The sequence below is a fragment of the Bradyrhizobium sp. NC92 genome (assembly GCF_025200865.1).
GTDB lineage: Bacteria > Pseudomonadota > Alphaproteobacteria > Rhizobiales > Xanthobacteraceae > Bradyrhizobium.
Genome location: NZ_CP104171.1, coordinates 1,130,527 through 1,153,901 on the forward strand (window position 1 = coordinate 1,130,527; position 23,375 = coordinate 1,153,901).

Annotated in this window: 15 protein-coding genes and 1 pseudogene; 7 read left to right on the top strand and 9 right to left on the bottom strand. The window is 65.5% G+C overall.

Features of this window, described 5'->3' with window-relative positions; translation table 11 throughout:
- Positions 1-63 precede the first annotated feature (63 nt).
- Entirely contained in the window at positions 64-615 is a 552-nt protein-coding gene (locus N2602_RS05335) for a carboxymuconolactone decarboxylase family protein (RefSeq protein WP_260381987.1), read from the top strand.
- 116 nt (positions 616-731) lie between these two features.
- On the opposite strand, the gene N2602_RS05340 is transcribed toward N2602_RS05335, so the two are convergent.
- Positions 732-1,739 carry an SIS domain-containing protein gene (locus N2602_RS05340; protein ID WP_212254874.1) on the bottom strand — a complete coding sequence of 336 codons (1,008 nt, stop codon included), beginning with the start codon at positions 1,737-1,739 and terminating at the stop codon, positions 732-734.
- A gap of 191 nt (positions 1,740-1,930) precedes the next feature.
- Here N2602_RS05340 and N2602_RS05345 point away from each other — a divergent pair, with 191 nt between their 5' ends.
- Positions 1,931-3,673: an outer membrane beta-barrel protein gene (locus tag N2602_RS05345; protein WP_260381988.1), complete on the top strand. Its 1,743-nt coding sequence runs from the start codon at positions 1,931-1,933 to the stop codon at positions 3,671-3,673.
- A gap of 188 nt (positions 3,674-3,861) precedes the next feature.
- Here the strand turns inward: N2602_RS05345 and N2602_RS05350 are convergent, their stop codons facing one another.
- From N2602_RS05350 to N2602_RS05360, 3 genes are all read right to left on the bottom strand, one after another.
- Complete coding sequence (locus N2602_RS05350; RefSeq protein WP_212254085.1) at positions 3,862-5,313, bottom strand: glutamate synthase subunit beta; 1,452 nt, start codon at positions 5,311-5,313, stop codon at positions 3,862-3,864.
- Positions 5,314-5,459: 146 nt separating this feature from the next.
- Positions 5,460-10,205, bottom strand: coding sequence for a glutamate synthase large subunit (gltB, locus tag N2602_RS05355; protein ID WP_260381989.1), 4,746 nt, complete (start codon positions 10,203-10,205; stop codon positions 5,460-5,462).
- Positions 10,206-10,520: 315 nt separating this feature from the next.
- A complete protein-coding gene (locus N2602_RS05360; protein WP_260381990.1) occupies positions 10,521-10,697 on the bottom strand; it encodes a hypothetical protein in 177 nt (58 codons plus the stop codon).
- On the opposite strand from N2602_RS05360, the gene N2602_RS05365 reads away from it, so the two are divergent.
- A complete protein-coding gene (locus tag N2602_RS05365) occupies positions 10,696-11,454 on the top strand; it encodes a hypothetical protein (RefSeq protein WP_260381991.1) in 759 nt (252 codons plus the stop codon). The two genes, N2602_RS05360 and N2602_RS05365, sit on opposite strands and share 2 nt — an antisense overlap.
- A 62-nt stretch (positions 11,455-11,516) precedes the next feature.
- Here N2602_RS05365 and N2602_RS05370 read toward each other — a convergent pair whose 3' ends face one another.
- Together N2602_RS05370 and N2602_RS05375 are read right to left on the bottom strand one after the other, a co-directional pair.
- A complete protein-coding gene (locus N2602_RS05370; protein WP_260381992.1) occupies positions 11,517-12,287 on the bottom strand; it encodes an alpha/beta fold hydrolase in 771 nt (256 codons plus the stop codon).
- A gap of 152 nt (positions 12,288-12,439) precedes the next feature.
- Positions 12,440-12,904 (bottom strand): Hsp20 family protein, encoded by a 465-nt coding sequence (locus N2602_RS05375; protein ID WP_260381993.1) that lies wholly within the window; start codon positions 12,902-12,904, stop codon positions 12,440-12,442.
- A gap of 217 nt (positions 12,905-13,121) precedes the next feature.
- Between N2602_RS05375 and N2602_RS05380 the strand changes: the two genes are divergently transcribed.
- Complete coding sequence (locus N2602_RS05380; protein WP_172784992.1) at positions 13,122-14,069, top strand: alpha/beta fold hydrolase; 948 nt, start codon at positions 13,122-13,124, stop codon at positions 14,067-14,069.
- Between the two features lie 169 nt (positions 14,070-14,238).
- Here N2602_RS05380 and N2602_RS05385 read toward each other — a convergent pair whose 3' ends face one another.
- Both N2602_RS05385 and N2602_RS05390 read right to left on the bottom strand, forming a co-directional pair.
- Positions 14,239-17,013 (bottom strand): di-heme-cytochrome C peroxidase, encoded by a 2,775-nt coding sequence (locus N2602_RS05385; protein WP_260381994.1) that lies wholly within the window; start codon positions 17,011-17,013, stop codon positions 14,239-14,241.
- A 150-nt stretch (positions 17,014-17,163) separates the two neighbouring features.
- Complete coding sequence (locus N2602_RS05390; RefSeq protein WP_260381995.1) at positions 17,164-18,960, bottom strand: adenylate/guanylate cyclase domain-containing protein; 1,797 nt, start codon at positions 18,958-18,960, stop codon at positions 17,164-17,166.
- Positions 18,961-19,195: 235 nt separating this feature from the next.
- On the opposite strand from N2602_RS05390, the gene N2602_RS05395 reads away from it, so the two are divergent.
- Together N2602_RS05395 and N2602_RS05400 are read left to right on the top strand one after the other, a co-directional pair.
- Entirely contained in the window at positions 19,196-19,828 is a 633-nt protein-coding gene (locus tag N2602_RS05395) for a LysE family translocator (RefSeq protein ID WP_260381996.1), read from the top strand.
- 248 nt (positions 19,829-20,076) lie between these two features.
- Positions 20,077-21,257 (top strand): annotated as a pseudogene (locus N2602_RS05400) (IS701 family transposase).
- A gap of 252 nt (positions 21,258-21,509) precedes the next feature.
- Here N2602_RS05400 and N2602_RS05405 read toward each other — a convergent pair.
- Positions 21,510-22,262 (bottom strand): sulfite exporter TauE/SafE family protein, encoded by a 753-nt coding sequence (locus N2602_RS05405; protein ID WP_260381997.1) that lies wholly within the window; start codon positions 22,260-22,262, stop codon positions 21,510-21,512.
- Positions 22,263-22,407: 145 nt separating this feature from the next.
- Between N2602_RS05405 and N2602_RS05410 the strand changes: the two genes are divergently transcribed.
- Positions 22,408-23,298 carry a LysR substrate-binding domain-containing protein gene (locus N2602_RS05410; protein WP_172784987.1) on the top strand — a complete coding sequence of 297 codons (891 nt, stop codon included), beginning with the start codon at positions 22,408-22,410 and terminating at the stop codon, positions 23,296-23,298.
- The last annotated feature ends 77 nt before the right edge of the window (positions 23,299-23,375 follow it).

Genomic DNA, 23,375 nt, shown 5'->3' on the forward strand with positions numbered 1-23,375 from the left:
CTTGCGTATTGCTACGGATAATGTAGCGTCGTGCTACGATAAATGTAGCAATGGAAATCGCTCATGTCCCAGGCCTCACCGCGCATCGCCCCGCTCTCGCCGCCTTATCCCCCGGAGATCCAGGCGCAATTCGACCGCATCATGCGCGGTGCGCCGCCGCTGGTGCTGTTCCGGGTGATGGCGGGCCATGGCCGGGCCTGGGACAAGTTTCGCGCCGGCGGCCTGCTTGATCCGGGGCCGCTCTCGCTGCGCCAGCGCGAGATTGTCATCGACCGCACCTGTGCGCTGAGCGGCTGCGAATACGAATGGGGCGTGCATGTCGCGATCTTTGCCGGGCCGGCGAAGCTCACCGCGGAGGAGGTGCGTGCGACGGTGCTGGGTGATGCGGCGTCGGCCTGCTGGTCGCCGGCCGAGCGGGCGCTGATCGCAGCCGCCGACGCGCTGCATCATCGCGCGACACTTACGGACGAGGAGTTCGCGGCGCTCTCCGTGCATTACGACGAGGCGCAGATCCTGGAGATCATGCTGTTGGGCGGCTTCTATCGCACGGTGTCGTATCTGGCGAACGGGCTGCGCTTGCCGCTGGAGGAGGACGCGGCGCGGTTTCCGGCGTAGGTCTCTCCACCGTCATTGCGAGGAGCCCTTGCGACGAAGCAATCCAGACTGTCTCCGCGGAGGCAGTCTGGATTGCTTCGCTGCGCTCGCAATGACGAGGTGAGAGGGCGCAAACCCTACGCCACGCCCGCGCGCAGCAGATCGTGCAGGTGCACGATCCCCACCACCTTGTTCGCTTCCGTCACCAGCAGCGTGGTGATCTTGCGCGTGTTCAGCACCTCGATCATCTCGGTCGCGAGCATCGAGGGCGGAACGGACTTGGGCTGCTTGGTCATGATCTCGTCGACGGTCACCGTCAAAAGATCGGGCCGCATGTGGCGGCGCAGATCGCCGTCGGTGATGATGCCGACGGCCTCGCCCGCATCGTTGACGATGCAGACGCAGCCGAGCCCCTTGGCCGACATCTCGACCACGGCTTCCGACATCTCGGTGCCGAGTGGCTTGAGCGGAATCTCCGCGCCGGTGCGCATGTAGTCGCGGACGAATTTCAGCATCGCGCCGAGCTTGCCGCCCGGGTGGAAATGCGCGAATTCCAGCGCCGTGAAGCCGCGTCCCTCGAGCAGCGCGATCGCTAGCGCGTCGCCGATCGCGGCCTGCATCAGCGTCGAGGTGGTCGGCGCCAGATTGTGCGGGCAGGCCTCGCGCGCCTTCGGCAGCTCGATGACGAGATCGGCGGCCTGGCCGAGCGACGACGAAGCGTTCGAGGTCACCGCGATCATGGGGATCGCGAAGCGCGCCGAATAGTTCACCAGGTTCTTCATCTCCGGCTGCTCGCCGGACCAGGACAGCGCCATGATGACGTCGTCGGACGTGATCATGCCGAGGTCGCCATGACCGGCTTCGGCGGCGTGCACGAAGAAGGCGGGCGTGCCGGTCGAGGCCAGGGTCGCCGCGATCTTGCGGCCCATATGGCCCGACTTGCCGAGGCCGGTGACGATGACGCGACCCTTGGCGTTGCGGATCAGTTCGACCGCCTTGGCGAAGGGCTCGCCCAGCGGGCCGCGCAGCGCGGCAGCGAGCGCGTTGATGCCGCCGCTCTCCGTCTCCAGGGTGCGGAGCGCGGATTCGATGCTATCGGGAATGGAGCCGGATGATTGGGTCATCAGCGGTTTCGAGCTCGGCATGGTGTGGTCCAGGGAGGAGGGGCGTTCGCCCATTGGCGCCTGCTTAGCACGCCCCGATCAGCGAGGCGACGCGCGCCCGAGCGCCCTCAACGGCTCATTAACCATAATTGTTTTAACTCCATTAACGATGGTTCCGGCCGGCCGGCGGGGATGATCGAGAAAGTATTTGATTTCGTTGGGGTAATTCCATCGTGGGGTCGTCTCCAGGCAGGGGCCGGAGCACTGTCGCGCTTTTCCTGCGCGCCGCTTTGCCGTGCCTCGCGCTGACCGCCCTCGCAAGCAGCCCGGCGGCCGCCCAGAGCCTGACGCCCGACCTGTTCAATCCCAACCGCGGCGGCTTTGCCTCGCCCGATACGCTGCCGACCCGCCGCACCGCCGGCGTTCTGCAGGCGCCCTCCGACGCGTTGCCAAAACTGCCCGATCCCAATGCCGACCCGCGTCAGCGCCAGCAGACGCCGGCGAGCTCGCGTGTCGGTCAGGTCCCGACCTATGGCCTGCCCGCCGCCACCGGCGCGAGCGGCTCCGGCTACGATTCGCTCAACCGCAAGCGGCAGCAGCCCAAGCTCTATCCGGGCCAGCCGAAGCCGAAGCGCGCCGGTCCCGGTTCGCCGCCGCCACCCGCAACAACGCCGGCCACGACGCTCGGCCCACCGCGCATTGCGCCGCCGCCGTCCGAGACCGCGCACAAGGTGCCGGTGCCGGCAGCGATGGCGGGCAACGCGCCCGGCCAGCCGCTGCGCCGCCGCCTCAGGGCCGATGACGATCCCTTCGGCGCGGTTGGCGATTATGCCGGCAGCTTCCTGATCAAGGGCGGGCTCGAGCTGTCCGCCGGCTACGACAGCAATCCGACGCGCCTCAACAAGCCGGTCGGCTCGCCCGCCTATGTGGTCGCGCCCGATCTGCTCGTGGTGTCCGATTGGGAGCGCCACGCGCTGGTCGCCGATCTGCGCGGCTCGTTCTCGGGCTACACCAACGATATGCCGGCGACGATCAACGGCTTCGCCTCGCCGTCGCCGGTCGAGGCCAACCGCCCCGATTTCAACGGCCATGTCGACGGCCGGCTCGACGTCACCCGTGATTTCAAGCTGACCTCGCAGCTGCGCCTGCGGCTCGCCACCGACAATCCCGGCAGCCCCAACGTGCAGGCCGGCCTGCAGAAATATCCTGTCTACGCCGCCTACGGCACGACGCTCGGCTTCGACCAGACCTTCAACCGCTTCCAGGTCGCCGCCGGCGCCACCATCGATCGCACCGCCTACACCGATTCCAAGCTCACCGATGGTTCGACCTTCAGCAACGACGACCGCAACTTCAACCAGTATGGCGGCGTCGGCCGCTTCTCCTACGACCTCAAGCCCGGCCTGAAACCCTTCGTCGAGGTCCAGGGCGACAGGCGCGTCCACGACCAGGCCGCCGACCGCAACGGCTACTTGCGCGATTCGAACGGCGGCTATGCCAAGGTCGGCTCGTCGTTCGAGTTCTCGCGCATCCTCACCGGCGAGATCTCGGTCGGCTATTCCGCGCGCAGCTACACCGACCCGCGCCTCAGCCAGCTCTCGGGCTTCCTCACCACGGGCTCCCTGATCTGGAGCGCGAGCGGCCTCACCACGGTGAAGTTCTTCACCGACACGCAGATCTCGGAGACCACGGTCCCCGGCTCCTCCGGCGTGCTGGTGCGCACCTACTCCGCCGAAGTCGACCACGACTTCCGCCGCTGGCTCACTGCGGTCGGCAAGTTTACCTACGGCACGCTCGACTACCAGGGCCAGAACCGCAACGACAAGACCTACTCGCTCGAAAGCAGCCTGATCTACAAGCTCAACCGCAACATCTGGGTCAAGGGCACGCTGCGCCACGACATCCTGGATTCGAGCCTGGCGGGATCGAGCTCGCAGGGCACGGTGGTGCTGCTGGGGGTGAGGCTGCAGAATTGAGCGGGGACGTGAGTGCGCGTAGATTGACGCACAGTCTTGCCTCTTGCTCCGCCGTCATGCCCCGGCTTGACCGGGGCATCCAGTACGCCGCGGCCCATCGATTCAATTTCAACTGTCTCTGGAATAATGGATCGCCCGGTCAAGCCGGGCGATGACACCGTTTGCTGATCTGACGGCGGAGCAAAAGCTCAGCGCGGCAGATCCGTCTTCCCCATCAAAAACGTATCGATCGACCGCGCGCACAGCCGGCCCTCGCGGATCGCCCAGACCACCAGCGACTGGCCGCGGCGCATGTCGCCGGCGGTGAACACGTTGGGGCGCGAGGTCTGGTAGTCCAGCGTGTTGGCCTTGACGTTGCCGCGCGGGTCGAGGTCGACCGCGAGCAGCTTCAAGAGGCCCTCGTGCACGGGATGGACGAAGCCCATCGCGAGCAGGACGAGCTCGGCGTCGAGCTCGAACTCGGTGCCGGCAATCGGCTTGAACTTGTCGTCGACGCGCACGCAGTGCAGCTTCTTGACTTGGCCGTTCTCGCCCGAGAATTTCTGGGTCAGCACGGCGTATTCGCGCACCGCGCCTTCAGCCTGGCTCGAGGACGTCCGCATCTTCAGCGGCCAGTTCGGCCAGGTCAGGCCCTTGTTCTCGCGCTCAGGGGGAGCGGGCATGATCTCGAGCTGGGTCACCGAGAGCGCGCCCTGGCGCAGCGAGGTGCCGATGCAGTCGCTTCCGGTGTCGCCGCCGCCGATGACGACGACGTGCCTGCCGCCCGCCAAAATCTCCTGGACGCCGCCGAGCGGCTCCTCGGAGACGCGGCGGTTCTGCTGCGGCAGGAAGTCCATGGCGTAGTGGATGCCGGCGAGCTCGCGGCCGGGGATCGGCAGGTCGCGCGGAGCCTCCGCGCCGCCGGTCAGCGCGACCGCGTCGTACTCGTTGAGCAGCTCGCGCGGATCGACATTGCCTTCAGCGCCGACGTGGCTGTTGTAGTGGAAGGTGACGCCTTCGGCTTCCATCTGCTTGACGCGGCGGTCGATGACACCCTTCTCCATCTTGAAGTCGGGGATGCCGTAGCGCAGCAGGCCGCCGGCCTTGGCGTACTTCTCGTAGAGGTGGACGTCGTGGCCGGCGCGCGCCAGCTGCTGCGCGCACGCCATGCCGGCCGGACCCGAGCCGATCACCGCGACCTTCTTGCCGGTCTTCTCCGCGGCCACTTCAGGCTTAAGCCAGCCATTGTCCCAGGCGCGGTCGACGATCGCGCATTCGATGGTCTTGATGGTGACGGGGTTGTCGTCGATGTTGAGCGTGCAGGAGGCTTCGCACGGCGCCGGACAAATGCGGCCCGTGAACTCCGGGAAATTGTTGGTCGAGTGCAGGTTGCGCGAGGCCTCTTCCCAATTGCCCTGGTAGACGAGATCGTTCCAGTCGGGAATCTGGTTGTTGACCGGGCAGCCCGGCGTGCCCGGCGCGACCGAGCCGGTGCCGTGGCAATAGGGAATGCCGCAGTTCATGCAGCGCGCGGCCTGGTCGCGCACCTCCTTCTCGGAGAGCGGAACGACGAATTCCTTGTAATGCTTCACGCGCTCGGCGACCGGGCTGTACTTGCGGTCGTGCCGTTCGATTTCCAGAAAACCCGTGATCTTGCCCATTAAACCCGAAGTCCCTGCCGCTTAAGTTCGTTCCGTTTCTTACTCGCCGTCATTGCGAGGAGCTCTTGCGACGAAGCAATCCAGTCTGTTTCCGCGGAGAGTTTCTGGATTGCTTCGCTGCGCTCGCAATGACGGGATGTGATGCCCTACGCCCCGATCGCGATTTTCGGCTCGGCGTCCGCATTGGCCGCCATTTCGCGCAGCGCGCGCCGGTACTCGACCGGCATCACCTTGCGGAATTTGGGCAGCCAATCCTTCCAATTGGCGAGGATCTCGGCGGCGCGCTTGGAGCCGGTTGCCTTGGCGTGGCGCGAGATCAAGACGTGCAGCCGCTCGACGTCGGAGGCGAGCAGGTTCTTGAACACGTCGACCCGGCCATGCGCCTCGAGGTCGCCGGCATGGTTGTAGGTGCCGGCGTTGATCAGCTCCTCCGACAGCACCGGCTCGAGCTCGACCATGCTGAGGTTGCACAGCTTGTCGAAGTCGCCGGCCTCGTCGAGCACGTAGGCGATGCCGCCGGACATGCCGGCCGCGAAGTTGCGCCCGGTCTTGCCGAGCACGACGACGATGCCGCCGGTCATGTATTCGCAGCAATGATCGCCCGCGCCCTCGACCACGGCGACCGCGCCCGAGTTGCGCACGGCAAAACGCTCGCCGGCGATGCCGCGGAAGTAGCACTCGCCCTCGATCGCGCCGTACATCACGGTGTTGCCGACGATGATGCTCTCTTCCGGCACGATGGCCGAGTTCCTCGGCGGCTTGACGATGATCTTGCCGCCCGAGAGGCCCTTGCCGACATAGTCGTTGCCTTCACCTTCGAGCTCGAAGGTGACGCCGTGGGCGAGCCAGGCACCGAAGGCCTGGCCGGCGGTGCCCTTGAGGCTGACATGGATGGTGTCGTGCGGCAGGCCGGCATGGCCGTAGATCTTGGCGACCGCGCCGGACAGCATCGCGCCGGCGGAGCGGTTGGTGCTGTTGATCGCGGCCTCGATCTTCACCGGCGCGCCGCGGTCGAGCGCAGGCGTTGCCTGCTCGATCAGCGAGCGGTCGAGCACCGCCTCCAGATGATGGTTCTGGCGCTCGGAGTGATAGATCTTCTGGCCCTTCTCCTCCTTCTGCTTGACGAACAGCTTGGAGAAATCGAGGCCCTTGGCCTTCCAATGCGCAACCAGCTTGGTCTGGTCGAGCAGCTGAACCTGGCCGACCATCTCGTTGAAGGTGCGGAAGCCGAGGCTCGCCATGATCTCGCGGACTTCTTCGGCGACGAAGAAGAAGTAGTTGATCACGTGCTCGGGTTGGCCGGTGAAGCGCTTGCGCAGCACCGGATCCTGGGTCGCGACTCCGACCGGGCAGGTGTTGAGGTGGCACTTGCGCATCATGATGCAGCCGGCCGCAATCAGCGGCGCGGTGGCGAAGCCGAACTCGTCGGCGCCCAGCAGCGCGCCGATCACGACGTCACGGCCGGTGCGGAAGCCGCCGTCGACCTGGACCACGATGCGGCTGCGCAGCCGCTCGCGCACCAGGGTCTGGTGGGTTTCGGCGAGCCCGATTTCCCACGGCGATCCGGCATGCTTGATCGAGGTCAGCGGCGAAGCGCCAGTGCCGCCCTCGAAGCCCGCGATGGTGACATGGTCGGCGCGCGCCTTGGCGACACCCGCGGCGACCGTGCCGACGCCGATCTCGGAGACCAGCTTGACCGAAACGTCGCCCGTCGGGTTGACGTTCTTGAGATCGTAGATGAGCTGCGCCAGGTCCTCGATCGAGTAGATGTCGTGGTGCGGCGGCGGCGAGATCAGGCCGACGCCGGGCGTCGAGTGTCGCACCCTGGCGATGGTGGCATCGACCTTGTGGCCGGGCAGCTGGCCGCCTTCGCCGGGCTTGGCACCCTGCGCCATCTTGATCTGCATCATGTCGGAGTTGACGAGATACTCCGTGGTGACGCCGAAGCGGCCCGAGGCGACCTGCTTGATCGCCGAGCGCATGGAATCGCCGTTCGGCATCGGCTTGAAGCGGTCGGCTTCCTCGCCGCCTTCGCCGGTGTTCGACTTGCCGCCGATCCGGTTCATGGCGATCGCGAGCGTGGTATGCGCCTCGCGCGAGATCGAGCCGAAGCTCATCGCACCCGTGGCGAAGCGCTTGACGATGTCCTTGGCCGGCTCGACCTGGTCGAGCGGCACAGGCTTGCGCTTCTCCTCCTCCGCGCTCTTGATCCGGAACAGGCCGCGCAGCGTCAGCAGGCGCTCCGACTGCTCGTTCAGGATCTTGGCGAAGGCGCGGTAACGCTCCTGCGAATTGCCGCGTGCGGCGTGCTGCAGCAGCGACACCGACTCGGCAGTCCAGGCATGGTCCTCGCCGCGGCTGCGATAGGCATATTCGCCGCCGACGTCGAGCGCGGTCTTGTAGACCTGCGCCTCACCGAACGCGTCGGCATGACGGCGCACGGCTTCCTCGGCGATCTCGGCGAGGCCGACGCCTTCGACGCGGGTATGCGTGCCGGCGAAGAACTTCGACACGAAGTCGGCCTTGAGGCCGACGGCGTCGAAGATCTGCGCGCCGCAATAGGATTGGTAGGTCGAGATGCCCATCTTGGACATCACCTTCAAAAGGCCCTTGCCGATCGACTTGATGTAGCGCTTGACGATCTCATAGTCGTCGAGCGAGCCGGGCAGGCGGTCCTTCATCGCGATGATGGTTTCGAACGCGAGGTACGGATTGATCGCTTCGGCACCGTAGCCGGCAAGGCAGGCGAAGTGATGCACTTCGCGCGGCTCGCCGGATTCGACGACGAGGCCCACCGAGGTGCGCAGTCCGACGCGGATTAGGTGATGATGTACGGCGGCGCAGGCGAGCAGTGCCGGGATCGGCACCCGGTCGGTGCCGACCATGCGGTCGGACAGGATGATGATGTTGACGCCCTCGCGCACCGCGCTTTCGGCGCGCGCGCAGAGCTCGTCGAGAACCTGGTCCATGCCGGCCGCGCCGAGACCGGCGTGGAAGGTGGTGTCCAGCGTCCGCGACTTGAAGTGCGACTCCGCCACCTCCGAGATCGAGCGGATCTTTTCCAGGTCCGCGTCGGTCAGGATCGGCTGGCGCACTTCGAGGCGCTTGGTGGTGGCCATACCCTGCAGGTCGAACAGGTTCGGCCGCGGCCCGATGATCGAGACGAGGCTCATCACCAGCTCCTCGCGGATCGGGTCGATCGGCGGGTTGGTGACCTGCGCGAAGTTCTGCTTGAAGTAGGTGAACAGCGGCTTGGCCTTGTCCGACAGCGCCGAGATCGGCGTGTCGTTGCCCATCGAGCCCGCGGCTTCCTCGCCGGTGGCCGCCATCGGCGTCATCAGGATGGTGATGTCTTCCTGGCTGTAGCCGAACGCCTGCTGGCGATCGAGCAGCGACAGGTTCGAGCGCACGCCGGTGGTCGGCACCTTCGGCAGCTCTTCCAGCACGATCTGGGTCCGCTCCAGCCACTCCTTGTAGGGATGGCTCTTGGCGAGCTCGGCCTTGATCTCGTCGTCCGGGATCAGGCGGCCCTGCTCGAGGTCGACCAGCAGCATCTTGCCGGGCTGCAGCCGCCACTTGGTGATGATCTGGTCCTCGGGGATCGTCAGCACGCCCATCTCGGACGCCATGACGATGCGATCGTCCTTGGTGACGAGATAGCGCGCCGGCCTGAGGCCGTTGCGGTCGAGCGTGGCGCCGATCTGGCGGCCGTCGGTGAAGGCGATCGCGGCGGGGCCGTCCCACGGCTCCATCAGCGCGGCATGATATTCGTAGAAGGCGCGGCGCTTCTCATCCATCAAGGGATTGCCGGCCCACGCCTCCGGAATCATCATCATCACGGCATGCGGCAGCGAGTAGCCGCCCTGCACCAGGAATTCGAGCGCGTTGTCGAAGCAGGCGGTGTCCGACTGTCCCTCGTAGGAGATCGGCCACAGCCGGTTGATGTCCTTGCCGTAGAGCTCGGAGCTCACCGAGGCCTGGCGCGCCGCCATCCAGTTGACGTTGCCGCGCAGCGTGTTGATCTCGCCGTTATGCGCGATCATGCGGTAGGGATGCGCCAGCGACCACGCCGGGAAGGTGTTGGTCGAGAAGCGCTGATGCACCAGCGCCAGCGCGCTCTCGAAATCCTTCTCGTGCAGATCGGGATAGTACTTGCCGAGCTGGTCGGCGAGGAACATGCCCTTGTAGATCACGGTGCGGCAGGACATCGAGCATGGGTAATAGCCGGCGAGGCCGCGGTCGCGGCGCTGGTAGATCGCCTGCGAGATCGACTTGCGCAGGATGTAGAGCCGGCGCTCGAACTCGTCCTCGGTCTTGGCGGTGCCGTTGCGGCCGATGAACACCTGCATGCAGGCGGGCTCGGTCGGCTTCACGGTGACGCCGAGCGAGGAATTGTCGGTCGGCACATCTCGCCAGCCGAGCAGGGTGAGGCCCTCTTCCTTGATCTGGTCGGCGATGATGCTCTTGATGACGTTGCGCCAGGCGGTGTCGCGCGGCATGAACAGCGCGCCGATGGCGTATTCGCCGGGCTGCGGCAGCGTAAAGCCGAGCTCCCCAGCCTTGCGGCTGAAGAAGGCGTGCGGGATCTGCACCAGAATGCCGGCGCCGTCACCGGCGCGCGGATCGGCGCCGACGGCGCCGCGATGCTCGAGGTTGCAGAGGATGCTCAGCGCGTCCGAGACGATCTCGTGCGACTTCTTGCCCTTGATGTTGGCGATGAAGCCGACGCCGCAAGAATCCTTCTCCAGGCTCGGATCATACAGGCCTTCGGCTTTGGGGCGCGAATTGTGCTCTTGAAGCGGTGAGGTGATCGGATCGGTCGTTTTCGAGGCGACCGTCGCCGACAGCTCTTCTGCCACGATGTTTGCGCGCTCGAATTGCGACCCGTTCATTGTTCCTGTCCTCTCCATGCGGCAAGCTGCCTCACCGCCATCTTCGGCGCACCTTCGGCGTCCCGCGGCACCCGATCCTGGGCCACCGCTCGTCCTCTGCGAGCCGCATTTTCTTAAATTCAGGCCTAGGCGTTCTTCGTCCCCGAGAACGGCTTTGCCTGGTACCTTGCCGGCGCTCGAGAGCACCAGTTCTCGCTGCAATCCCTATGCCGGAACCGCAGGCAAAATGAGACAGTCTTCCTGTCCTAACCATCACCTTGCCAAATTTTTGTCTAGCACACAAGCGCGCGGAAGTCCCGATTCCGCAGAAGTCAATCAATCGCTTTCCAAAAGTTGCGCGGCCCCGGTTTTGAGGCAAACGCGCCCTGATCCGGCCCCGGCGGCGCCGAAATCCCAAATGAAGCTTCGGATCAACCCTTCGGAAGGCGCGCCACGCCGCGAGAAGCGAAAGAGGGCGGCCACCGGGGGGCCTGACAGGAGCGTCTCGATCATGAAGTTTTTCACAGGATGTATGGCGGCCGCCGCGCTGGCGCTGGCTGCCGGTGCGGGGCATGCCCAGGTTCCCGCGAGCGGTATTGCGAGAGGGGCCGTCATCGCGGTGTCGGATTTCGACGGGCCCTACGCCCCGCCGGAGGCCGCCCCGCCGCCGCGCTACGGTTACGGCTACGAGGAACGCGGCCCGGCGCTGGCCGTGTTGCCGCCGACCGAGGTCTACGCCGTGCTGCGCGAAAACGGCTTCTCGCCGCTCGGCATTCCGCGCCTGCGCGGCAGCGTCTACACCATCGCGGTGATCGACAGAAGCGGCGACGATGGCCGGCTGGTGATCGACGCCCGCGATGGGCGGATCATCCGCTTCATGCCCGCGGCTGATGCCTATGGCATGGCGCCGGCCTATGACGAACGCCGGGTCGCGCCCTACGGGCCGCAAACCGCGCTGCCGCCGCCGACCGCGATCCGCAGCGGTCCGCCGCGCCCGCCGGCCTCGATCCCGCATGTGGCAAGCCGCGCCGTGCCGCTGCCCAAGCCCGCCCCGCGGCGAGCCGAGACGCCGATCGCTGCGAAGCCGGCCGAGCCCGCGGCGCAGCAGGTGCAGGCAGTGCAGGCCCAGCCCGCGCAGCAAGCTGCCGTGGTGCAAGCCAAGCCGGCCGAGGCCGCACCGCAAGCTGCCGCGCCGACCGTGGGTCAGGCCAGGCTGGCCCCAACGATCCTGCCGACGCAGGACATGCCCGCCGCGCAGGGGCTGGACTAGGCGTCAGCAAACGGAAAGCGCCCGAGAACCCCTCGGGCGCTTTTGCATGAAATCACTGCGTGTCAGCTCCGCGGATACCCCGCCGCATCCAGGATCAGATTCGCCACCTCCTTCGGATGCGACACCAGCGAGAGGTGGCCGGCATCGAGCTCGATCGTGGTGGCGTTCATGCGCTTGGCGAGGAAGCGCTCGAGATCGGGGTTGATGGTGTAGTCGATCTTCGACACCGCGTACCAGCTCGGCTTGGAGCGCCAGGCCGCCTCCGTGGTGCGGCCGGCGAAGATCGAGGCCGCGGTCGGCCATTGCACGGCGTAGAGCTCCTTGGCCTGCTCCGGCTTCACGCCGTTGGCGAAGTACTTCAGGAAGGCCTCTTCCGAGAGCTTGGTGTAGCCGTCGCGCTCGACGATGCCGGCGCGCGCCGGCCCGGCCGGAAACTGCTTCGACAGCGCGACGAAATCCTCGTTCGCATCAGGCGCTCGTGCGGCGACGTAAACGAGGCCGGTGACCTTCGGGTCGGTGCCGACCTGGCTGATCACGGTGCCGCCCCAGGAATGCGCGACCAGCACGGTCGGCCCGTCCTGCTCGGCCAGCGCCCGCTTGGTCGCTTCGACGGAGTCCGCGAGCGAGGACAGCGGATTCTGCACGGCCGTCACATGCAGGCCTGCAGCCTGCAGGATCGGGATCACCTCCGACCAGCTCGAGCCGTCGGCCCAGGCACCGTGCACCAGCACGACGTTCTTCGCCTTCACCGTCTGCGGTGTCTGCGCATGAGCAAGGCTGAGGGGAGCCGCCAAAAGGCTCGCGGCGACGAAAAGGCTGCGCCAGAGTGACATGATCTTTCTCCGTCTTGTTTGGGGTCGATGCCCAAAGGACGGCGCGCGAGGCCGCAGCGTTACGCCTTCACCGTTCTGTGATGCAGTGCAAAAAAACGCCCCGGGCACCGGGGCGTTTTCGCAACCTGGAAGTCGTTTCGGTTGTTGCCTGGTTAGGCGGCCTGCGCGGCCGAGTTCTCGATCACCTGCGCCTTTGCGCCGGCGTTGATCGCGATCTGGCGCGGCTTCTTGGCCTCGGGAATCTCGCGGACGAGGTCGACGTGAAGCAGCCCGTTCTCGAGCGAAGCGTCCTTCACCTGCACGAAGTCGGCAAGCTGGAAGGCGCGCTCGAAGGCACGCGCGGCGATGCCGCGGTAGAGCACTTCGGATTTCGAGTTCTCGTTCGCGACCTTCTCGCCCTTGATCATCAGCGTGTTTTCCTTCGCGACGATGGAGAGCTCATCCTTGGCAAAGCCCGAGACCGCAACGGTGATGCGGTAGGCATTCTCGCCGGTGCGCTCGATGTTGTAGGGGGGATAACCGGGGCTGCCGTCGGAGCTGGCCTGATCGAGCAGGTTGAAGAGGCGGTCGAAGCCGACGGTGGAACGATAGAACGGAGTGAGATCGTAGCTACGCATGGTCAAGTCCTCCATTGAGCGACTGTTGGTAACCCGCCCGCCAATCGGGCCGGGCTTTAGTCTGTGTGCAGCCTGATGTTCCGGTTCCGAAACACTGGTAGCGGCCTGCACGAAGGTGATATGGGTGGAACGAGACGGCGTTCAAGAGGGCGGGACAGGCGCCTTTTCGGCGCTTTGGCCCCTTGAATTGCAGCACTTCCCGCCCAAGCACGCCCAAATGACGCTGGTCTCGATTCCCGCCAATCCCGTCCCCGAAAACGTCGTCAGCGGCACCATCAAGACCCCTGATGGCGTCGAGCTGCGCTTTGCGCGCTGGGCGCCGCCGGCGAACCGCAAGGGTACGGTCTGCGTCTTCACCGGGCGCAGCGAGCAGATCGAGAAATATTTCGAGACCGTGCGCGACCTGCGCGACCGCGGCTTTGCGGTGGCGATGATCGACTGGCGCGGTCAGGGGCACTCGTCGCGCCGCCTGCGCGATCCGCGCAAGGGTTATGTGCGCGACTTCGCCGATTTCGAGATCGACGTCGAGACCTTCGTGCAGCAGGTCGTGCTGCCGGATTGCCCGCCGCCCTTCTTCGCGCTCGCCCACTCCATGGGCGGCACTGTGCTGCTGCGGGTGGCACATGCCGGCAAGCGCTGGTTCGACCGCATGGTGCTGTCCGCGCCGATGATCGACCTGCCCGGGCGCACCACCTCGCTGCCGGTGCGTGCGCTGCTGAAGACGATGCGCCTGCTGGGGCAGGGCGGCCGCTATGTTCCCGGCGGCAGCGACCGCCTCACCGGGCTCGAGCCCTTCATCAACAATCCCCTGACCAGCGATCCGGTCCGCTACGCGCGCAATGCCGCGATCCTGGAGGAAGATCCGACGCTCGGACTGGCCTCGCCGACCGTCGCCTGGGCCGATACGGCCTTCCGCGCGATGCATACCTTCAAGCGCGTGAACTACCCCTCCCAGATCCGCCAGCCGATCCTGATGCTGGCGGCCTCCAACGACGCCGTGGTCTCGACCGCGGCGATCGAGGAATTCGCCTATCACTTGCGCGCCGGCTCCCATCTCGTGATCGCCGGCGCCAAGCACGAGATCCTCCAGGAGCAGGATCGCTACCGCGCCCAGTTCTGGGCCGCCTTCGACGCCTTCGTGCCGGGCACGCCGCTGTTCAAGTGAGGGCGGCGACGAGGGGGAGAATCCTCGTTCTCCGTCATTGCGAGGAGCTCTTGCGACGAAGCAATCCAGGCTGTTTCCGCGGAGACAGTCTGGATTGCTTCGCGGAGCCTGTCATCGGGCCGCGCTTCGCGCGGACCCGTTGGCTCGCAAATGACGAAGTACGGGTGCGTTACAGGGTCTTCAGATACTCGATCAGGTCGTAGCGCTCGGCGTCGTCCTTGAAGATGCGACCGATGACGCCGGGGCGCTTCGGCTCGCCGTCCTTGCGCTCGAAGGAATGGCCGAGCACGCTGTTGCCCTGGATCGGCTTGCCGTCGGAGCCCGTCGCGGAGAACTCCGTTTCACCGGTCTTGCAGCGCTCGTTGGCGGTGACTGCGAAACCGACGGTGTCGGGGTCATAGTCGCGGCGGCCCATGCAGAACTTCTGCGGGCGCTCGTTCTGCGGCTTCAGCAGCCAGTACAGCGACGGCACCGAGCCGTTGTGCAGGTAAGGCGCGGTGGCCCAGATGCCGTTCAAGGGCCGCGCGCGATAGCGCGGATCGGGCGCCGGATTGAGACAGTTCTTGCGCGCGAGATTCCAGATGTGCGCCCGTTCGGCCTCCGGGATGTCCTCGTCGTCCATCCATTTGCGGGCGACCAGATCGACCACCGTCATCAGGCCGAGCGCGTAGACCATCTCGTTGGGCGAAGCGCTCGCGGTCGGGATCTGGCACTGCCACCATGTCTGCAGGTCCGCCGTGTTGACCTTCAGGAAGCCGGGCACGTCGACGGTCCGCTTGCTGAGAACGAGGGACTGCTCGGGATCCGTCTTGATCTCGTCGAGCGGGATCGTCACCGCATTCAGCACCTTGCTGTCGCCGCTCGGCTCCCAGCGCTTCGACGACCAGAAGGCCGGACTGTTGATATCAGGCAGATGGCATCCGGAGCACATCTCCGCGTAGATGGCGCGGCCGCGCTCGACCCGATCTGACTTCAGCTTCCAGGCGTCGCCGAGGATGTGCGAGGGCCATTTCGGTGCGAGCAGGCCGCCGAACTTCGGACCCGTTGTGGTATCAGCCGCCTTGAATGGATCGGGGCCTCTCAGCATGTCCTCGATCCAGCCGAGTGTCCTGATGTTGACCGAGGAGCGCCACAGCCTGTCCTCCGGATAGGCGTCGGACAGGTTGAGCAGGGCGGTCACGCCGAGCGCTTCGCCGGCGTTGCGGATCAGCGGCTGCTCGATCGAGGCGTCGTATTGGGCGAACTTGAACCACGGCACCGTCCAGATCGCGGGGTAGCTGACGGGCGCGTCCTGGGCGTGCAGGTTCTTCTCGAATCCCTTGACCCCGCTCAGCGCGAGGTCCTGCGAAAACACCTGGTTGCCGATGCGGTTGAGGGCATCGAGGCGGCCGAACCCTTCCTCGGTGTCCTGCTGCTGCTTGCCGTCCCAGGTCTTCTTGGCCTCGATCGTCTTTTCGTAGTTCTTGGCCCAGTCGATCAGGAAGCTGCCGATCGCGCTGAGCCTTTGCTTGAGAGCGGCGCGGTCCGTCTTGCTGGCGTCGGGGCCGAGCACGCGATCGGCAAAACGCTGGAAGCGGAACGGGACGTACAGCGTGTAGGCGATCGACAGGCCGGTTGCGAGCTCGAGCTTCTTCAGGTCGGTCATCGCCGGGCCGCCGTCGAAGCGGACGTCGACGCCCTGATAGTGGATCTGGCCGGTATGACAGGCGGCGCAGGTCAGTCCGATCTTGTCCTCTTCGCGCCGACCCGTCGCGGGATCGACGACGCCGGTCATGCGCGCGAAGCCCACCGGCAGGCCGTCGACGTTCTCCACCGGCGTCCACCGCGTCGACCAATCCGACGCTTGCGTGGTCTCGTAGACATTGGCGTAGCCGAACCGGCGCAGCGTCGCCGTGTCGACCTGGACCGATTGCGGGCTCGGGATGAAGCCGAAGCGCTCGAGATAAGCGCTGTCCTTGATCATGCCGGGCTTCGAGAACAGGTGAAGCTGCGGCTGCTCCAGCGCCACGAACCACTCATAGGGCACCGGGAACGTCGCGGTGCCCTGGCTGGCGTGGTGGAACCAGTGCCGGTCCTTCAGCGACCAGTTCTGCTCGAGCCAATAGGCAGCCTTGGTTTCGGGCATCGCGGGCAGGGGCGGCGGCAGGAGATTCACCAGCACGCCCTTCTGGGGCAGCATGGCGCGAACCTGATTGGGAAATTCGGCGACGGCGACCAAGGCGATGAGGCCAACGCCGATGACAACGGCCGTGAGCGCGACCGCCCAGCGAAAGCGGAGTTGGCAAGATGACAGCAGTGGCTGCGACACGATCCGATGGTTGATGCGGTCGGGGAATTGGCGCTGTTCGAACAGCGTGCGCACGTCGGCCACGCTGAGATAGCGCTCTTCGCCCGGCTTGCCCTTGCCGAGGATCTTCAAGAGGACGGGCCATTCGAACTTCATCAGCAGCGGGTAGTACCAGCGTGCGGCGCTGCCGGCGCGCTTGAGGTTGTCGCGCATGAAGGTCTTGATTTCCGCGGCGTTGAGGCCGGGCTCGCTGTTGCCGGTGTTCGGGTCGGTGTAGGTCCGGCCGAAGCTGGCAAGGCGCGCGATCTCGTCCTCGTTGACCTTGCCGTCGACGCCGAGGATGCGCGAGCCGGCGCCGCGCTTGTCCAGTGGCCCCCCGCGCAGCGCGTCGAGCTGCGCGCCCGAAACGATGCTCTTGAGGATATGCTTGAGGCCGTTGGCGATCATCGCAACGCCACGGACCTGGATGCGCGCCGAGACCTTCTTCAGCCCGGTCTCGCCGCTCGCATTGGCGATGGTCTGCGACAGCGTGTTGAGCGGGACGGTGCCGCCCTCGACGAAGCCTTCGCCGACGAGGCCGCGCAGGAACGGACAGGGATTGTTCGGCGAGACTTGAATCGAGGGGTCGAAGGGCGGTTTCGAAGCGGGGTCGTGCATGGCCCAAATCCTGAAAACAGCGAATCGTGGAAAGCAGGCGCGCCGTTAGAGCGCGGAAAGTCCTAACAAACCGACAGCACGATATACTACTTCAGCGTGTGACGAAGTGTGGCGGATTTCACTGTCCTGTCAACAAGAGCAGGCTTTCGCTCAGGATTCGACGGCCCGCTTCACGTCGCTCTGAACCAGCGTCAGCTTGCCGAGCGGCACGCCGGCCTTCAGCAGCCCCTCGCGATAATGGCCGAGGTCCTCGGGCCGCTTCCAGTGGAAGTTGCGCAAGTGCCTGTCGACGTTCAGCGTTGGATAATTCGCCATCAGCACGCGGGCGGCTTCGCTGGCCTCGTCGTTTCGCCCCAGCTGCGCCAACGCCGCGGCCCGGATCGCCAGCGCCTGCATGTGATTCGGGTTGATGTAGAGCTGCTCGCGCGCCCATGACAGTGTCGCGTCATATTGGCGCAACAGATAATGGCTGAATGCGTTCAGCGCCGCCCATTGGTAGCGCGGGTCGCTGTTGTCGCGTTGCGCGGCCATCGAGAACAGCTCGATCGCCTCGCGATGCTCGCCGATCATGAAATGGCAGATGCCGAGCACGCCGCGCGCGCCATTGTCGTAGGGATTGAGCGCGACCGCGCGCTTGGCGGCGTCCATCGCCGCCTCGTGATGCCCCTCCATCGCATGCGCCCAGGACAGGATCGAGAACGCGAAGGAGGAGCGCGGGTCGAGCCGCACGCTGGTTTCGGCGAGGTTCATCGCCTCGGCCCACATCTCGCGCGTGCCCTTGACCCAGCCGAACTGGATGCTCTGGATCTGGATCGTGGCGAGATAGGCGTGCGCGATCGACAGTTTGGGATCGAGCCCGATGGCCTCGCGGAACAGCTCGACGGCGGCCGCCAGATCCTCCTTGGTCTGCCGGTAGTAATGCGACAGCCCCTTGAGGAAGCGGTCCCAGGCGGAGACGTCGGTCGAGAGCCGCGCCGGCGCCGAAGCCTCGGCACGGACGATCTCGGTGGCGATGGCGGCGGACAGGTTGGTCGTGATCTCGTCCTGCATCGCGAACAGGTCGCCGATGTCGCGGTCGTAGCGGCCGGTCCAGAGCTGCTCGCCGGTCTCCGGCGCGATCAGTTCGGCGGTGACGCGGATCTTGGCGCCGGCGCGCCGCACCGAGCCCTGGATCAGGTAAGTCGCATCGATCTCGCGCGCGATCAGCCGCGTGCCGACGTTCTTGCCCTTGAAGGCGAATGTCGAGTTGCGGCTCAGCACCCGATAGAAGGATTGCAGCGACAGCGCATGGATCAGGTCCTCGGTGAGGCCATCGGAGAAATATTCGTCCTGGGCGTCGCTGAGATTGGCAAAGGGCAGCACGCCGACGATCGCGGTACGGTACTGCTGCGAGAGAACCGAGGCCTCCCGGAGCTCGGGAGCAAGCGCCGGCGCGCCTTCGGGTGTCCAGGTAAAGACCTCGATCGCATCCTTGATGTTCTTGAAGCGATGGTTGCCGGCATCGGTCAGCGGCACGGTGAGATGCTTGCTGGCCTCCCGATAGGCCTTGGCCGAGATCGCGAATCCGCCGGGGCTCGCCACCGATTCCAGGCGGACGGCGATGTTGACGTCGTCGCCGAACACCTCGTCCTCGTCGGCGATCACGTCGCCCATGTGGATGCCGAGCCGGAACTGCATGGCGCGATCGGCCGGCAGATGGTGGTTGCGCTCGGCCATCAGCGTCTGCATTGCGATCGCTGCCTCGGTGGCGCCGACGATCGAGGGGAATTCCAGCAGGAAGCCGTCGCCGGTGTTCTTCACGACGCGGCCGCCGTGATTGAGGATGATGGGGTGAATCGCGGCGCGATGGGCCTTGAAGGCGGCATGGGTGCCGGCCTCGTCGCTGCCCATCATGCGCGAATAGCCGGCGACATCGGCGCAGACGATGGCGGCCAGACGTCTTTCCATATCCGCAAAGCTCCAAGGGGACTTGGGTGAGGAATCCGGGACCGGCCACAGCGTGGCGGTTGCCGCGAATCCCGCATTTCAAGAACCCCGCCTTTATAGAGCAGATGCGCCGGAGCGGAAGCATGATCCGCATTGCAAATTCGAGGTAAATCCTACGCAATCCCGGCGGTGGACGGGGACGGGCGAACCGACTAAGCGGAACTGGGACCGCCAGGACGGCAGCGGGGCACCTTTCATGCTGGGTATTCACGAAATCGGGCTTTTCATCCTCTCGGGCGTGCTGCTCAACATCACGCCGGGGCCGGATTCGGTCTATGTGATCGGCCGCAGCATGCAGATGGGCTGGCGCGGCGGCGCCGCTGCCGCCCTGGGCATCAGTTGCGGCTGCTTCGTCCATGTCGCGGGCGCGGCGATCGGGCTTTCGGCCCTGCTGATGGCCTCGTCCACCGCCTTCTCGATCCTGAAGCTGGTCGGCGCGGCCTATCTGGTCGTGACCGGCGTCCAGATGCTGTGGTCGCGCCCTGTGCTGGCTTCAAGCATCGATGAGCCGGCGCGCAGCTCGCTCTCGCGGGTCTTCCTCCAGGGCGTCTTCACCAACGCGCTCAATCCCAAGGTCGCGCTGTTCTTCCTGGCCTTCCTGCCGCAATTCGTCGCGGCCGATGCGCCGCACAAGCCGCTCGCCTTCCTGACGCTCGGCCTGATCTTCATCTTTACGGGGACGCTGTGGTGCCTGGTGCTCGCCGCCTTCGCCGCCAGGGCCGCGCACCGGCTGCGTCAGTCCGAGGCGGCGATTGCCTGGGTCAACCGCGCGCTCGGCGGCCTCTTCATCTATCTCGGCATCCGTGTCGCCATGCTGGAGAGCCGGTAACTCGCTCGAACGAATGATGCGGGCTGCGTAGGGTGGGTTAGTCTTACTGAGTCAGAGTGTCGCGGCCTTTGTCGACAGGAATCATATATTTGAGAAGACTCACTTTTCAGCGTGGGGAGGCTGATATGGGTCTGACAAAATCGCGGGACGTAGCGTCGCGGTTTTCGGCATATGTTGAGGGCCTTGCGAGCGTGATCGGGCACGTGGGCCGAGCCAAACCGCTTCGCGATTATTGCACCGGTCTGATGATGCCTTGCGATCGCAAGAGCGTCGAGCCGATGGCGGCGATCACGGCTCCTGAGCGGACAGCGGCGCAACATCAGTCGTTGTTGCATTTTGTCGGTCAAGGTGACTGGTCGGATCAGCAGGTGTTGGCCAAGGTCCGTGAGTTAGTGCTGCCGGGCATCGAACGCTGCGGGCGGATCGAAGCGTGGATCATTGATGATACGGGCTTTCCCAAGAAGGGGCGGCATTCGGTCGGCGTTGCGCGGCAATATTGCGGCCAGTTGGGCAAGCAAGACAATTGTCAGGTGGCGTATCTCTTTCGCTTGCGAACCATCATGCGAGCTTGCCGGTGGCCTATCGGCTCTATCTCCCAAAGGAGTGGGTGACGGACCGTACACGTCGGCGCAAAGCCGGAGTCCCCCAGGAGATCACCTTCAAGACCAAGCCGGCAATTGCACTTGATCATTTGCGCTGGGCCTGTGCGGAGGGCTTGCCGCGCGGCGTGGTCCTGATGGACGCCGGCTACGGCACCGACACCGCTCTGCGTGAGAGTATTACCGAATTGGGCCTGAGCTATGTGGCCGGCATCTTGCCACAAACCTCGGTATGGGCGCCCGGAACTGGACCGCGGCCACCGAAGAAATGGTCGGGGAACGGACGACCTCCAAAACTGCTACGGCGTGATAGCAAACACCGACCGATTTCGGTCAAGAAGCTTGCGATCGGTCTGCCAGCGCATGCTTGGCACAAGATCACGTGGCGTGAGGGTACGGCAGAACCGTTGTGTTCGCGTTTTGCCCGTGTGCGCGTCCGTCCGGCGCATCGAGATTACTGGCTCGCCGAAAGCCGGCCCGAGGAATGGCTTCTGATCGAGTGGGCAGAGGGCGAAGCAGCACCAAGCAAATATTGGTTTTCAACGCTTGCGGCCAACATTGGATTTCGTCAGCTCGTCGATATTGCCAAGCTGCGCTGGCGCATCGAGCGCGACTACCACGAACTCAAACAGGAGGTTGGCCTTGGTCACTTCGAGGGGCGAAGCTGGCGTGGCTTCCACCACCACGCAACATTGTGCATTGCCGCCTACGGGTTCCTGGTCTCCGAGCGAGAGACGATTCCCCCCTCAGAAACAGCCTCCACCAAGCTCTTCAAGGAAATTGCCATTCCCGAAAGCTATCGGCCGAGGGGATCCGCCATTGCGGCCTGAACGGCACGTTCCGAATTCGATTGCGACCGTCCGACGAAGATTGAGCGCGGCTCTCGTCGTCACACTATCTCGATGCCCTTGTTGCATCAGGGCAATCTCAAGTCAAAGTGGCTATCGAAATTTGTGACGCAGTAAGCTTAGCCTTGCGGCTGCGCGAAGCGCAGTCGCTAGGCGTAACCCACCTCTTCTGTCTCTGCGGATACGAACAGTGGTGGGTTACGCTGCGCTAACCCACCCTACTACGGTCTTCTCTCAGGCAAACTCCTTCACCAGCGCGCTGCCGGCGAGATACAGGCCGAGCAGGATCATCGCGATCAGGAACCAGTGGCGAAACGCTTCGGCCGGCATCCGCGCCCGCACCGATTGGCCGATAAACATGCCGGCAAAGGCCATGGCGAGGCCGATCGCGCCCGGCACGACATTGGCCGGCGTCAGCAATCCGACCGCGGTCAGGTTGAAGGCGAGCGCCAGCGTGGCGGTGGTGAAGAACACGCCGAGCGCCTGCACCAGCTCGTCCTTCTCCATGCCGATCGCCTGCATGAACGGCATCGACGGGATCACTTGCACGCCGGTCGAGGCCGAGATCACGCCGGTGATGACGCCGACCACGCCGCCGACCCATTTCTCGTTCTCGGGCGCGACGCGGAAGTGGAACTTGTTCAGCCCGATCACGGCGTAGACGATCAGCAGGGCGCCGAGCACGATCGTGCCGTAGCGCGCATGGGGACCCGTCAGCGCGCCGGCATTGAGCCAGCAGCCGATCACGGTGCCGATCATCAGCGGCCACAGCCGCCGCAGGATGTCGCGCAAATACGGACCGACAAAGGTCTGCCAGATGTTGGTGACGATGGCGGGAACGATGACGATGGCGATGGCGCGGCCCGGCGCCATGCTCACGGCGAGCAGGCCCATGGACACCGTTGGCAGGCCGAGCCCGACCACGCCTTTGACGAATCCGGCGAGCAGGAAGACGACGGCGATGAGAATGAGCAGCGGGTCGATCATCTCAATACATTGACCGAAGCCGCGCGGGCGCACAATCTGGAGGTTACGGAGACAGCCTTCGTCGTCAGCGAAGGCTGGACCATGATCCGGAAAAGTGCGAAGCGGTTTTCCGACAAGATCATACTCCGCCAATAAGAGACATCTCATGCGCTTCGACCTCGTCGATCTCCAGCTCTTCATTGCGGTCGCCGACCAGCGCAGCATCACGCGCGGTGCGGAGCGCTCGCATCTGGCGCTGGCCTCGGCCAGCGCGCGCATCAAGGGCCTGGAGGACGCGCTCGGCGTCGTACTGCTCAAGCGCGGGCGCCGCGGCATCGAGTTGACCGCGGCCGGCGAGAGCCTGCTCGATCATGCCAGGCTCGTGATCCATCAGATCGACGCCATGCGCGGCGATCTCGCCGGCTTTGCCAGCGGCGTGCGCGCCAGCGTGCATTTCCTCGCCAACACGTCGGGCCTGTCGGAGCATTTGCCGAAGGCGCTCGCCGGCTTCCTGCGCGAGCATCGCGACGTCGCCGTCGACATCGAGGAACGCGAGAGCACCGATATCGCGGCGGCGATCGCCGCAGGCGCCGCCGATCTCGGCTTCGCCGCCGAGCATGCGCTGCCCGAGCATATCGAGCGCTTCCCCTTCAGCGAGGATCGCCTGACGCTGGTGACCTCGAAACGCGGCCCGTTCGCCGGCCGCCGCCAGATCGACTTTCAGGAGGCGGGGGCCTGCGACTTCGTCGGGCTGACCAGCGCCACCGCGCTCCAGATGCATATTTCCAGGCACGCGGCGCGGCTCGGCATCCGCCAGCATGTCCGCGCCCGCCTGCGCGATTTCGACGCGATCTGCCAGATGGTCGCCGCCGATGTCGGCGTCGCACTCGTGCCGGAAGCCGCCGCCCGCCGCTGCGCCAAGACCATGCCGCTCGCCATGGTTCGCTTGCGCGATGCCTGGGCCAACCGCCGCCTCGTGATCTGCGCGCGCAGCTTCAAGACGCTGCCGCGGCCAGCCAAGATGCTGGTGGAGCATCTCAGGGCCGAGGCGGTGTGAGGGGCGCTCTTATCCTCCCCTGGAGGGGTCCGGGACGAGCGTAGCTCGCCCGTGGGTCGGCTCACATTGAGCGGAGC

Coding starts and splice junctions, on each gene's coding strand:
- N2602_RS05335 (WP_260381987.1), top strand. CDS start 64: ATGTCCCAGGCCTCACCGCGCATCGCCCCGCTCTCGCCGCCTTATCCC.
- N2602_RS05340 (WP_212254874.1), bottom strand. CDS start 1,739: ATGCCGAGCTCGAAACCGCTGATGACCCAATCATCCGGCTCCATTCCC.
- N2602_RS05350 (WP_212254085.1), bottom strand. CDS start 5,313: ATGGGCAAGATCACGGGTTTTCTGGAAATCGAACGGCACGACCGCAAG.
- gltB (WP_260381989.1), bottom strand. CDS start 10,205: ATGAACGGGTCGCAATTCGAGCGCGCAAACATCGTGGCAGAAGAGCTG.
- N2602_RS05365 (WP_260381991.1), top strand. CDS start 10,696: ATGAAGTTTTTCACAGGATGTATGGCGGCCGCCGCGCTGGCGCTGGCT.
- N2602_RS05360 (WP_260381990.1), bottom strand. CDS start 10,697: ATGATCGAGACGCTCCTGTCAGGCCCCCCGGTGGCCGCCCTCTTTCGC.
- N2602_RS05370 (WP_260381992.1), bottom strand. CDS start 12,287: ATGTCACTCTGGCGCAGCCTTTTCGTCGCCGCGAGCCTTTTGGCGGCT.
- N2602_RS05375 (WP_260381993.1), bottom strand. CDS start 12,904: ATGCGTAGCTACGATCTCACTCCGTTCTATCGTTCCACCGTCGGCTTC.
- N2602_RS05380 (WP_172784992.1), top strand. CDS start 13,122: ATGACGCTGGTCTCGATTCCCGCCAATCCCGTCCCCGAAAACGTCGTC.
- N2602_RS05385 (WP_260381994.1), bottom strand. CDS start 17,013: ATGCACGACCCCGCTTCGAAACCGCCCTTCGACCCCTCGATTCAAGTC.
- N2602_RS05390 (WP_260381995.1), bottom strand. CDS start 18,960: ATGGAAAGACGTCTGGCCGCCATCGTCTGCGCCGATGTCGCCGGCTAT.
- N2602_RS05395 (WP_260381996.1), top strand. CDS start 19,196: ATGCTGGGTATTCACGAAATCGGGCTTTTCATCCTCTCGGGCGTGCTG.
- N2602_RS05405 (WP_260381997.1), bottom strand. CDS start 22,262: ATGATCGACCCGCTGCTCATTCTCATCGCCGTCGTCTTCCTGCTCGCC.
- N2602_RS05410 (WP_172784987.1), top strand. CDS start 22,408: ATGCGCTTCGACCTCGTCGATCTCCAGCTCTTCATTGCGGTCGCCGAC.